Source organism: Microbacterium sp. Beta (assembly GCF_005502545.1).
Lineage (GTDB): Bacteria > Actinomycetota > Actinomycetes > Actinomycetales > Microbacteriaceae > Microbacterium > Microbacterium oxydans.
The window spans coordinates 42,792-53,325 of the sequence record NZ_SCOG01000024.1; the positions used below are offsets into that span (position 1 = coordinate 42,792).

12 protein-coding genes are annotated in these 10,534 nt (G+C 70.0%); 9 read left to right on the top strand and 3 right to left on the bottom strand.

Annotation, left to right across the window (positions count from 1 at the left end; genetic code table 11):
• Window positions 1-2: 2 nt before the first annotated feature.
• The 3 genes from fliD to FFS56_RS17250 form a co-directional block, all read right to left on the bottom strand.
• Window positions 3-1,391 carry a flagellar filament capping protein FliD gene (fliD, locus tag FFS56_RS17240; protein WP_127011877.1) on the bottom strand — a complete coding sequence of 463 codons (1,389 nt, stop codon included), beginning with the start codon at window positions 1,389-1,391 and terminating at the stop codon, window positions 3-5.
• 69 nt (window positions 1,392-1,460) lie between these two features.
• Entirely contained in the window at window positions 1,461-2,291 is an 831-nt protein-coding gene (locus tag FFS56_RS17245; protein WP_046747402.1) for a flagellin, read from the bottom strand.
• A 109-nt stretch (window positions 2,292-2,400) separates the two neighbouring features.
• Window positions 2,401-3,201 carry a sigma-70 family RNA polymerase sigma factor gene (locus FFS56_RS17250; protein ID WP_046747403.1) on the bottom strand — a complete coding sequence of 267 codons (801 nt, stop codon included), beginning with the start codon at window positions 3,199-3,201 and terminating at the stop codon, window positions 2,401-2,403.
• A gap of 196 nt (window positions 3,202-3,397) precedes the next feature.
• On the opposite strand from FFS56_RS17250, the gene flgN reads away from it, so the two are divergent.
• The 9 genes from flgN to FFS56_RS17295 are packed head-to-tail and all read left to right on the top strand — an operon-like array spanning window position 3,398 to window position 10,410.
• Window positions 3,398-3,880, top strand: a complete 483-nt coding sequence (gene flgN, locus FFS56_RS17255; protein WP_046747404.1) for a flagellar export chaperone FlgN — start codon at window positions 3,398-3,400, stop codon at window positions 3,878-3,880.
• 13 nt (window positions 3,881-3,893) lie between these two features.
• Window positions 3,894-5,303: a flagellar hook-associated protein FlgK gene (gene flgK, locus FFS56_RS17260; RefSeq protein ID WP_046747405.1), complete on the top strand. Its 1,410-nt coding sequence runs from the start codon at window positions 3,894-3,896 to the stop codon at window positions 5,301-5,303.
• Between the two features lie 13 nt (window positions 5,304-5,316).
• Window positions 5,317-6,198 (top strand): flagellar hook-associated protein FlgL, encoded by an 882-nt coding sequence (flgL, locus tag FFS56_RS17265; RefSeq protein ID WP_058632719.1) that lies wholly within the window; start codon window positions 5,317-5,319, stop codon window positions 6,196-6,198.
• Window positions 6,195-6,566 carry a flagellar assembly protein FliW gene (locus FFS56_RS17270; protein WP_046747407.1) on the top strand — a complete coding sequence of 124 codons (372 nt, stop codon included), beginning with the start codon at window positions 6,195-6,197 and terminating at the stop codon, window positions 6,564-6,566. Before flgL ends, FFS56_RS17270 begins: the two co-directional genes overlap by 4 nt.
• Window positions 6,567-6,626: 60 nt before the next feature.
• Entirely contained in the window at window positions 6,627-7,265 is a 639-nt protein-coding gene (tsaB, locus tag FFS56_RS17275) for a tRNA (adenosine(37)-N6)-threonylcarbamoyltransferase complex dimerization subunit type 1 TsaB (protein WP_127011878.1), read from the top strand.
• Window positions 7,262-7,750: a ribosomal protein S18-alanine N-acetyltransferase gene (gene rimI / locus FFS56_RS17280; RefSeq protein ID WP_127011879.1), complete on the top strand. Its 489-nt coding sequence runs from the start codon at window positions 7,262-7,264 to the stop codon at window positions 7,748-7,750. The genes tsaB and rimI overlap by 4 nt, the downstream gene beginning before the upstream one ends.
• Window positions 7,747-8,814 carry a tRNA (adenosine(37)-N6)-threonylcarbamoyltransferase complex transferase subunit TsaD gene (gene tsaD, locus FFS56_RS17285; RefSeq protein ID WP_046747410.1) on the top strand — a complete coding sequence of 356 codons (1,068 nt, stop codon included), beginning with the start codon at window positions 7,747-7,749 and terminating at the stop codon, window positions 8,812-8,814. Before rimI ends, tsaD begins: the two co-directional genes overlap by 4 nt.
• The gene (locus tag FFS56_RS17290; RefSeq protein ID WP_046747411.1) at window positions 8,811-9,302 is read left to right on the top strand and encodes a hypothetical protein; all 492 of its coding nucleotides are present in this window, start codon (window positions 8,811-8,813) and stop codon (window positions 9,300-9,302) included. Before tsaD ends, FFS56_RS17290 begins: the two co-directional genes overlap by 4 nt.
• Window positions 9,303-9,306: 4 nt before the next feature.
• A complete protein-coding gene (locus FFS56_RS17295) occupies window positions 9,307-10,410 on the top strand; it encodes a hypothetical protein (RefSeq protein ID WP_127011880.1) in 1,104 nt (367 codons plus the stop codon).
• Window positions 10,411-10,534: the final 124 nt, after the last annotated feature.

Here is a 10,534-nt window from a genome sequence, read left to right on the forward strand (position 1 = left end):
GCTCACTTCCCCGAGTTGGAGCTCGAGCCCGGAAGGGCGGCGATCTGCGAGGTCAGGTACGAGGATTGCGACTGCAGTTGCGAGAGCATCACCTCGAGGCGTGCGTAGGTGCGCTCGAGAGTGGTCTTGCGCTGCGCGAGGCGGACATCCCAGCGCTCCATCTGCTCGCCGAGTCCCTTGACCTCGCTCTCCTGGCCCGTGATCCGCGTGGTGAGAAGCCCCTCGTACTTGTCCGAGTACACCTTCGCGGTGTCCTGCACCCGCGAGGCGATGTCGGAGAACAGTCCTGCGGCGGCATCCGGGTCCTTCGCGAGGGCTTCGGCGAACTTCTCCTCGTCGAAGCTCATCACGCCGTACATGTCGCTCGAGATGCCGATGGACGAAGGGGAGACGCCGTTCACGGGGTGCTGCACCGCATCGGCGAGGGCCGTGCGCAGTCCCCGGACCGCGCTGTCGCCGGTGAAGACGCCCAGAGTGGTCTTGTCGCCCTGCTTGGCGGCGATGGTCGCTTTCGAGCCGTTGTCGATGCGGGTCAGGATGTCCTTGACGGCGGCGATGAACTCGGCGGAGGCCTTGGTGCGAGCAGCGGTGTCGACGGCGACGCCGATGGTCACGGGCGCCGCCGAGGCCGCGGAGACGGTCACGTCCACCCCGTCGAACAGGTCGGTGAAGGTGTTGCTCGACGAGGTCAGCACCTGCTCCGCGCTGGTGCCGGCCCACAGGCGCACCTGGGCGTCGGCACCGACGTCGATGACGGCCGCTCCTGCTTCGGTGGAGATGTCGGAGGCGGTGCCGGCCGCTACCGCAGCGGTGTCTCCGCGGTAGGCGCGGAACTGGCCGGCCTCTCCCGAGTCCGCGGCCCGCAACTGCAGGCGGTGCATCGAGTTGCCGTCGGCGTCACGTCCGGCGGGGACGGCCGCGGCGACGATGCCGAAGCCCGCTTCGTTCACCGCGCGGGCGACGTCCTGCATCGACGTGGAGTCTGCGGTGACCTGCACGCGTTCGCCCTTGGCGTTCTCGAGGGTGATCACCGGTGGGTCGACGGGCCACCCGGCGGAGGCTGCGGAGACGATCGTGTGGTTCTTGGCGACCTTGTCGACGACGATGTCGGCCGAGAGGGGCGCGGCACCATCGCGGGTGGCGACGGTGACCGTCGGCGAGGAGGACGAGGTGGTGAAGCGGGCGAGTCCGTCGCGGGTCGCGGCCTTCTCGGCTGCCGTGGCGAGGTTCTGCACCGCCGTGTTCAGGGTGCGCAGCTGGGTGACGATGCCGTTCTTGTCATCCATCTTCGCCTTGAGCAGCGAACGGGGGATGGAGGCGACATCCATCAGCGCCTTGATGACCTCGGTGGTCTTCAGGCCGGAGACGAGGCCGTCGAGCGAGAGGGACATGGTCGCCTTTCCTGTTGAGGAGCGGACAGGGTCCGGACGCCGGTGGGCGTCCGGACCCTATGACGTGGTTCAGCGCAGGAGCTGGAGCACGCCCTGGTTGGCCTGGTTGGCCTGTGCCAGCATCGCCGTACCTGCCTGGGACAGGATGTTCTTCGACGTGAACTTGACCATCTCGGACGCCATGTCGGTGTCGCGGATCCGGCTCTCGGCGGCGGAGAGGTTCTCTGCCGACACGTTGAGGCTGTTGATGGTCGACTCGAACCGGTTCTGCAGCGCACCGTAGCCGGCGCGTGCGGTCGAGACCGCCTGGATCTGCGTGTCGATACCCGCCAGCGCGGCACCGTACGTCGCGGCGTCCGTCATGGTCGCCGCGAGCGTCTTGATGTCGGCACCGAGGGTGGCGAAGTCGGTCAGGGCGACCGAGATCTGGTCCTCGGCGGCGACGGAGCCCGCGCCGACCTGGAACGTCAGCGTGTCGCCGCCCGAGAGCAGCTTGATGCCGTTGAAGTTCGTGCTGCCGGCGATCCGGGTGAGCTCATCACCGAGGGTGTTGATCTCCTTCTGGATCGCGTCGCGCGACTTCGTGTTGTTCGAGTCGTTCGCACCCTGAGCGGTCAGGTCGCGAACGCGCTGCAGGATCGAGTGGACCTCGGTCAGGGCGCCTTCAGCGGTCTGGATGACCGAGATGCCGTCCTGGGCGTTGCGTGCCGCGACGTTCAGGCCGTTGACCTGCGAACGCAGGCCCTCGGAGATCGCGAGGCCTGCAGCGTCGTCGGCCGCGCGGTTGATGCGGAAGCCGCTGGACAGCTTCTCGAGCGACTTCGACAGGTCGTTCTGCGTGTTGGACAGGTTGCGGTAGGCGTTGAGTGCCGACACGTTCGTGCTGATCTGCATACCCATAAGGGTTCTCCTCCGTGAATGGTGTTGTGCGGGAGACCATCCGTGGTCTCCCGGTCACACCTATCGGCGGAGGGTCCCGGCGCGTTAGCCGGGCCGGCGGGGAATCGGCTCAGGCAGTCGCCGATTCGCGGAAGACCCCGGCGATCCGGGAGCCGGCGGCGTCCGCGATCCTGGTGAAGTAGGCATCGCGGGCCGCGGGGGAGACACGCGTCGTCGCTGCCGGCGTCGACCCCTCTGCGTAGTAGCGGTCCAGGGCGTCGCGCAGAAGCCGGATCGCTTCCGAGCGCTGCTGCGACACCGCGGAGTGCGTCACCCCGAGCTCCTCGGCGATCTCCTTGACGGGGCGTTCGTCGAAGTAGACCGCCTGCACGATCCGCCGCATGCGCTCCGGCAGGGCGATGACCGCCTGCTCGAGCACCTCGCGCCGTTCTCCCACCAGCGCCGATTCCTCGGGGAGGGGGATGTCGGCGGTGACGTCACGGGCGGCGGGGTCGTCGAGAGTGGTCAGCATCCTGGCGGCGTCGCCGAGTGCTTCGATCACGACGTCCTTCGCGACGCCCATCGCGGTGGCGACCTCGGCGACCGTCGCGGTGCGGCCGAGCCCGGCGGTCAGCGCCTCGCGGACGGCGACGGTCTCCTTGATGCGTTTGCGTATGCCGCGGGAGGCCCAGTCCATCGAGCGCATCTCGTCGGCGAAAGCGCCGAGGATGCGTCGGCGGGCGTAGGCCCCGAAGGGTACGCCGAGCTCCGGATCGAATGCTTCGGCGGCTGTCACGAGCGCGAGTGCTCCGACGGCCGCGAGCTCGTCGCGGGGGATGTGGGTGGCGCGGGCATGGGTCTCGGCGGCGAGGTATCCGACCAGGGGGAGGTTGCTCTCTATGAGCAGATTGCGCTCAGCGCGCGACGACATGGGGGATGATCCACCTCTCTGGATGCACTCCGAAAGATCCGAGGAGATGAACAGATGCACATATCACACGTTTTGTGATTTGTACATGGGGAGAACTATCCATCGCCGTTCCACATAGTAACGTTAGGCAGACGCTGGCCGATAGTGACCTTTGGCCGCGTTGTCAGGCGGGGCGATCACTGGGGAAAAGGGGATCATGGGAGCCAACGAACTATCGATACAGCTGTGGCGAGAGCGCGAGCTGCTCGAGATGCTGCTGTTCAAGCTCGATGAGCAGCAGCTGCTCCTCGCCGCCGGGCGATCCCAGTGGATCCAGTTTGCCGCACGGGAGATCGATCAGGTGCTCGATCGACTGCGCGGCGCAGGCCTCGCCCGCACCGTCGAGGTCGCCACCGTCGCCGAGGAGTGGGGAGCTCCCGAGGCGTCGACGATCCGCGAGCTGATCGAGCACGCGCCGGAAGGGGCATGGCAGGAGGTGTTCGCCGACCATCTGCGAGCGCTGTCGAAGCTCGCCGCCGAGGTCGAGCAGCTGCGCGACGCCAACGCCGAGCAGCTCAGCGGAGTGCTCCGCGCGACGCAGGAGACGATCGCCGCGCTCGGGCACGACACGGGCGAGTACACGACCAAGGGTGACCGCGCGCGCGACGACGCCGCGCGGATCATCGACACCGAGATGTGACCGAGAGGGGATCATGTCGACCTTCAGCGGATTGAACACGGCGGCCAGCGGACTGGCGGCTGCCCGACGCGGCATGGACGTGGTCGGGCAGAACATCGCCAATCAGAAGACGGAGGGGTACACGCGGCAGCGCGTGACCACCTCGGCCGTCGCGGCCATCGCGCAGACCGGACGGTTCAGCGTGGGCGCCCTCCCGGGGCACGGCGTCTCGATCGACGGCGTCGCACGCCTGGGTGACGCCCTTCTCGACGCCAGGGTGCGCGACGCCCTCGGCGCTTCGGGGTACTGGTCGACCAGGGCGGTGGCCGCGACCACGGTCGAGGCATCGCTGGCCGAGCCCACGGCGAACGGACTCGCCGCCCGGCTGTCCAAGTTCTGGTCCGGCTGGCAGGACCTCGCGAACACGCCGGACTCGGGGGCAGCGGCCTCGAGCATCCTGGAATCGGCGAAGGAGCTCGCCTCGCACATCGCCGGCGGGTACCGGAACGTCGCCACCCAGTGGAGCAATGCGCGCGACTCCGCCGACCGCACGGTCTCCCAGGTGAACGCCACCGCCGACCAGATCGCGGTCCTCAACGGAGAGATCCGCGATGCACTCGCTTCCGGCCGCTCGGCGAACGAGCTCATGGATCAGCGCAGCGTCCTCGCGCAGAACGTGGCCAGGATGTCCGGCGCGGCGGCGACCATCGAGAGCGACGGCACGATGACCGTGCGGCTGGGCGGTAACGCGCTGGTATCGGGTTCCGATTCACGCCACCTGGTGCTGACCGGGCCTGCCTCGATCGATTCGGGGCAGCGGTTCAGCCTCTCGTGGGCGTCTGCGCCCGATCTGCCCGTGTCGATCGACGGCGGCGAGCTCGGTGCCTCGCTGTCGGTGCTGGCCCCGGCCTCCGAAGGCGGCATGCTCGCCGGGCTCGCGGCGACGTACGACAAGGTCGCAACGACGCTGGCCGACGCCATGAACGCCCAGCACAGGGCAGGGGTGACCTCCACCGGCCAGGCCGGGGGAGACTTCTTCACCGTGCCGACGACGGGCTCCGCCGCACTGGGCCTGACCGTCGCCGTCGGCTCGGCCTCCGAGCTCGCGCTCGCGGCGCCCGGTGCCGGTGCCCTGGACGCGACCAACGCCGACCTGATCTCGCAGATCGGTCGGAGCGCTGGCTCCCCTGACGCCGTCTGGTCCGATCAGGTCACCCGGTTCGGGGTCGCGACCGCGGCCGACGTGCAGCGCGCGAAGCTCTCCGACTCCGCAGCGGTCGCCGCCGTCGGAGCCCAGCAGTCGGTCGCCGCTGTCGACGGCGACGAGGAGACCATCAGCCTGCTCACCTACCAGACCGCCTATCAGGCCGCCGCCCGTGTGATGACAGCGGTGGATGAGGCGCTCGACGTCCTGATCAACCGCACCGGCCTCGTCGGACGCTGAGCGAAGGAGCACCGTGATCTCTCGAGTGACGTCATCCGCCATGACGCAGACGGCCATGCGCCAGCTGCAGTCCAACCTCTCCGAGCTGGCGCGTCTGCAGGAGCAGGCGACATCCCAGCGTGCCTTCGCCGCACCGTCCGACGACCCGGCGGCCGCGGCCACGGCACTGGCGCTTCACGCCGAGCAGCGTCGCACCGAGCAGTATGCGCGCAACATCGACGACGGCCTCGCCTGGGTCACCGCTGCCGACACGGCCATCACGGCGAGCACCGCCCTGCTCGCGCGCGTGCGTGATCTGACGGCCCAGGGCGCGAACGACGGGGCGCTGGACGCGACGGCCAAGGAGGCGTTGGCGGTCGAGCTCGAAGGCATCCGCAAGGAGATGCTGTCCCAGGCGAACACGCGGCTGCTCGGCCGTTCCGTGTTCGCGGGCACGTCCGACACGGCCGCCTTCGCCGCCGACTACAGTCACAGCGGGGTGCCGGGAGCGGAAGTCACCCGTCGGGTCTCCGACGCCGCCTCGGTGCGCGTCGACACCGACGGCGCCGCGGTCTTCGGCACGGGAGACGACTCCGTCTTCGCGCTCGTGGACAAGATCGTGGCGGACCTCCGCTCCGGCACGAACGTCGGGCCCCGGCTCGGCGAGATCGACAGTCGACGCACCGCCATGCTCGGGGTGCAGGGCTCGGTGGGAACCAGGCAGTCCCAGATCGAACGCGCCAAGGAGGCGGCAGTGCAGAATTCCGTGTCCCTCGAGTCCCGCAGGACGGCGGTGGAGGACGTCGATTCGATCGAGGTGCTCGTGCGTCTGCAGGCGCAGGAGCTCGTGTACCGTTCGGCGCTCGCCGTCAACGCGCGTGTGCTGCAGCCGTCGCTCATGGACTTCCTGCGATGAGCGCCGTACTGACGTTCATCGCCCCGCCTCCGGGACTGGCTCCCCATGTGGACTTCGCACTCGCCCCCGTCGACGGGTCAGACGGGTTGTTCTCCCTGCGGGCGGTCGACGATGCGGAACTGCGCCTGTTCCTGGTCGATCCTCGGACGGTGCTGAGCGACTACGCGCCGACCCTCAGCGATGAGCAGGCGGACGGCCTCGCTCTCGGCTCTCCCGACGACGCGCTGGTGCTGGTGGTCGCCCACCCCTCGTCCGAGGGCGTGAGCGTGAACCTCCTCGCCCCCGTGATCGTGAACCAGACCACAGGAGCCGCCGCGCAGGTGATCCTGGAAGACCAGGACTACCCCCTGCGCGCGCCGCTCGGCTGACCCGGGGTGCGCGGCTCGGGTCGGCAGCCCTCCGCAGGGGACGGCGGCTAATCTGGAGTCGTGATCCTTGCCGTCGATACCTCCCTGGGCACTGCCGTCGCCCTCATCGATGCCGACGGGGAACGACGTGCCGAAGCGGCTGCCGTCGACCCGCTCGGCCATGCCGAGGTCATCGGAGACCTGCTCGTGCAAGTTCTCAGCGAGGCGGGCGATGCTTCCGGCGGGGCGGGCGACACGGAGATCACGCACGTGGTCACCGGCATGGGGCCGGGGCCGTTCACCGGCCTGCGCATCGGCATCGCCGCCGCGCGCGCCTTCGCCCTCGGCCGCGACCTCCCCGTCGTCCCCGTCCCCAGCCACGTCGCGGCAGCCCTCACCGCTCTCGACACCGAGACCCCACCCTTCGCGATCGTGACCGACGCGCGCCGACGCGAGGTCGCCATCACCGTGTTCGATGGTCTCGACGACGACGGCATCCCCGCTGTGGTCGCCGACACCGTGCTCGTCCGAGCGGCAGACGCGGATGCCCACCTCGACGGCATCCGCCGCATCGATGTGTCGACGCTGTCCGCGACGGACCTCGCACGGGTCGGCGCGCGGGCTCTCGCGGCCGGCCGCACGCTCGCCGGGGAGGAGCCCCTGTACATGCGGCACCCTGATGTGACGCTCCCCGGTGCCCCGAAGAAGGTGGGCACATGACCCTTCGAGACGCCACAGCAGATGACCTCGAGGCGATCATGGCGATCGAGAACAGGTCCTTCCCGACCGATGCCTGGAGCTCGGAGACCATGGTCGCCGAACTCGTCAGCCCGCACGGCCGGTATCTGGTCGACGAGCACGACGGCGAGGTCATCGGCTACGGCGGGGTACGGGCACTGCTCGGCAGCGCCGACGCCGACATCCAGACCATCGCACTGCTCGCCGAACATCGGGGACACGGGAGAGGACGCGCCCTGTTGCGCGCTCTGCTCGCCGCGGCGGCGGAGCGTGGTGCGCGAGAGGTCTTCCTGGAGGTCAGGGCCGACAACCCCTCCGCGGAGGGGTTGTACCGTGCCGAGGGCTTCGAGGAGATCGCCCGCCGCCCGCACTACTATCAGCCGGATGGCGTCGACGCGATCGTGATGCGAATGCACCTGCGGCACCATGCGACGCCCTCCGTGGCGGACGAGGAGGCGAAGGCATGAGCGAACCGCTGGTTCTGGGCATCGAGACGAGTTGCGACGAGACGGGCATCGGCATCGTGCGTGGGCGCACCCTGCTGTCCAACACCATCGCCTCGAGCATGGACGAGCACGCGCGCTACGGCGGCGTCGTTCCCGAGGTCGCCGCGCGGGCGCACCTCGAGGCGCTGCAGCCCTCGATCGACGCCGCGCTCGCCGAAGCGGGGGTGGGACTCGCCGACCTCGATGCCGTCGCGGTCACCAGCGGGCCAGGGCTCGCCGGCGCGCTGATGGTCGGTGTCGGCGCCGCGAAGGGCCTCGCCGTCTCGATCGACAAGCCCCTGTACGCGGTGAACCACCTGGTCGGGCACATCGCGGCCGACATCCTCACGGCCGACTCCGCGCCGCTCGAATACCCGACGATCGCCCTGCTCGTCTCGGGCGGGCACACCTCACTGCTGCACGTGCGAGACCTCACCACAGACGTCGAGCTGCTCGGGGAGACGATGGACGACGCCGCGGGCGAGGCCTTCGACAAGGTCGCCCGGCTGCTGTCGCTCCCGTACCCCGGAGGGCCGGAGATCGATCGGGCGGCGGCGACCGGCGACCCGCACGCGATCCGGTTCCCCCGCGGACTGTCGCGGGCCTCCGACCTGGCGAAGCACCGGTACGACTTCTCGTTCTCTGGGCTCAAGACGGCGGTCGCCCGCTGGGTCGAGCGCTGCGAGGCCGAGGGGATCGACGTGCCCGTCGCCGACGTAGCCGCGAGCTTCCGCGAGGCCGTCGTCGACGTGCTGGTCACGAAGGCCCTCGCCGCGTGCTCCGATCTCGGCGTCCCCCGCCTGCTGCTCGGGGGAGGGGTCGTCGCGAACCGACGGCTGCGCGATGTCGCGCTCGAGCGCGCGGACGCCGCTGGCGTCACCGTGCGCATCCCCCCGCTCTCGCTCTGCACCGACAACGGGGCGATGATCGCCGCACTCGCCGCCGAGCTCATCTCTTCCGGGCGTCCGCCGTCGACGCTCGCCTTCGGGGCGGATTCGACGCTTCCCGTGACGGAGATCCAGGTCGCGGAGGCGGTGCCCGCATGAGCGCCGCCCCCGGCGCTCCCGACGCGGAGCCGGCCCCGCCCCCGACGCCGGCGGCTCGCATCGAGCGCCCCAGCGACGAGGTGGAGCACCCCGCGGGAACCGCCCGCCTTCCCGGCGCGCGGCGCGACGGCTACACCCGCCTGCCCACGGGCCCGGTGGGCATCGAACCGGTCGTCGTGACGGGACCGGACATCGACGCCCCCGAGGAGACGGAGTGGGAGCCGTCCACCGGGACCGTGTCGATCGACGACACCCGACTGGCGCCGTGGGCGCTGGTGGCCGCGATCGTGGCGCTCGGAGCGTCGTTCTTCGTGGGGTGGGGGATTCCGGTCGCAGTGGTGGCGGTCATCGCGGCGATCATGTCATTGCGTCGCCCGGTCGAGAACCGTGCGATCGCGCGCTGGGCGCTCGTGCTCGGGCTCTGCGCGACCGTCTACAGCCTGGGCTGGCTGGTCTGGGCCGGCATGCAGTTCGAGCGGCTCGGCTGAACCGATGTCGGACGCGGCCGAGCTCGCCGAGCTGCGCTCACTGCAGGCGCGGGCGTACGGTCGCGATGCATCGCTCACCGCGGCCGAAGCGCTCAGACTGCGCGAACTGGAGCGGCGCCGTGCCGAGCCGACGCCCGCGGTCGCGGATCCGCCCGTCGGAGCTCCTGTCGCAGCCTCGACGCCGGAGACAGGGAACGAGAAGCCTCAGACAGAGGACCTGCCGGGTTCGACAGACGGCGATGTGACGACGACCGGCATGGACCAGGGAGACTCGGGAGGCTCCGGGCGGCCACCGGACAGATCATGGCTGCGTACGCGCTGGCTTCCGCTCGCCGCTGCCGTCGCGACGCTGGTGCTGGTCGGCGTCGGGCTCGGATGGGCGCTGTCCGGCGGGTCCGGGTCCGCCACCGTCGCCCTGAGTCCGGAGCAGCAGGAGTGGCAGAGCTCCCTGCTCGCCAGCGGGAACTACGACCGGGGCTCGCTGCGCGCCCTCGCCGTCGAGGAAGGTGCGGTCATCTGGGTGGCGACGAAGAATGCCGCCGCGATCACCTGCCTGCTCGTGGCGACCTCGCCGTCTGCACTGCCCAGCTGCGAGCGCACCGAGACGGTGGGCAGGACGGGACTGTTCGGCGCGGTCACGCTCGAGTCGAAGGCGGACACCCGCCGCGAGCTCAACGTGCAGATGGTGTTCACGGCCTCCGGCGAGCCTGCCGTCGCCGCGAACGTGGCGGAGTTCGGACCGGGCACCACCAATGGGATGACGTGGGCGAATGCCGACGAGGCGGAGAAGGCCAAGCGCATCGCGGATCAGGGGTTCCAGATCAACTCGCTGTGGGTGGTCGGCTATGACGGCGATGTGCCGGTGTGGACCGGAATGGAGCTCGACGGCTTCCAGACCTGCTTGATCTACGACGGCTCGGACGCGGCGTTCCCCCGGGTGTGCGCCGATGCGCTCACGATGCAGGAGCAGAGCGCCACCCTCGTGCTGAACGTGGTGAACGAGCCCAGCGGTGAGGTCGTCCGCCTGGAGCTTCCGACCGCCAGCAACGGGCACTCCGCTCTGATGATCACGCGCGAAGGAGGTGCTGACGGTGCTGCCGGAGAATGACGCCGACGAACTGCGACAGCTCCAGCGCCGCGCGTACGGCCGCGACGGCACCGCGACCGAGGGGGAGCTGCGGCGGTTGCGTGAGCTGGAGGATGCACGGCGAGCGTCACCCGCCCCCTCGTCA

What these genes read in the sequence shown, in the direction of transcription:
- FFS56_RS17270 (WP_046747407.1), top strand. Translation starts at nt 6,195, where the DNA reads ATGAGCGCCGTACTGACGTTCATCGCCCCGCCTCCGGGACTGGCTCCC.
- flgN (WP_046747404.1), top strand. Translation starts at nt 3,398, where the DNA reads ATGGGAGCCAACGAACTATCGATACAGCTGTGGCGAGAGCGCGAGCTG.
- FFS56_RS17290 (WP_046747411.1), top strand. Translation starts at nt 8,811, where the DNA reads ATGAGCGCCGCCCCCGGCGCTCCCGACGCGGAGCCGGCCCCGCCCCCG.
- FFS56_RS17245 (WP_046747402.1), bottom strand. Translation starts at nt 2,291, where the DNA reads ATGGGTATGCAGATCAGCACGAACGTGTCGGCACTCAACGCCTACCGC.
- FFS56_RS17250 (WP_046747403.1), bottom strand. Translation starts at nt 3,201, where the DNA reads ATGTCGTCGCGCGCTGAGCGCAATCTGCTCATAGAGAGCAACCTCCCC.
- FFS56_RS17295 (WP_127011880.1), top strand. Translation starts at nt 9,307, where the DNA reads ATGTCGGACGCGGCCGAGCTCGCCGAGCTGCGCTCACTGCAGGCGCGG.
- flgK (WP_046747405.1), top strand. Translation starts at nt 3,894, where the DNA reads ATGTCGACCTTCAGCGGATTGAACACGGCGGCCAGCGGACTGGCGGCT.
- fliD (WP_127011877.1), bottom strand. Translation starts at nt 1,391, where the DNA reads ATGTCCCTCTCGCTCGACGGCCTCGTCTCCGGCCTGAAGACCACCGAG.
- rimI (WP_127011879.1), top strand. Translation starts at nt 7,262, where the DNA reads ATGACCCTTCGAGACGCCACAGCAGATGACCTCGAGGCGATCATGGCG.
- tsaD (WP_046747410.1), top strand. Translation starts at nt 7,747, where the DNA reads ATGAGCGAACCGCTGGTTCTGGGCATCGAGACGAGTTGCGACGAGACG.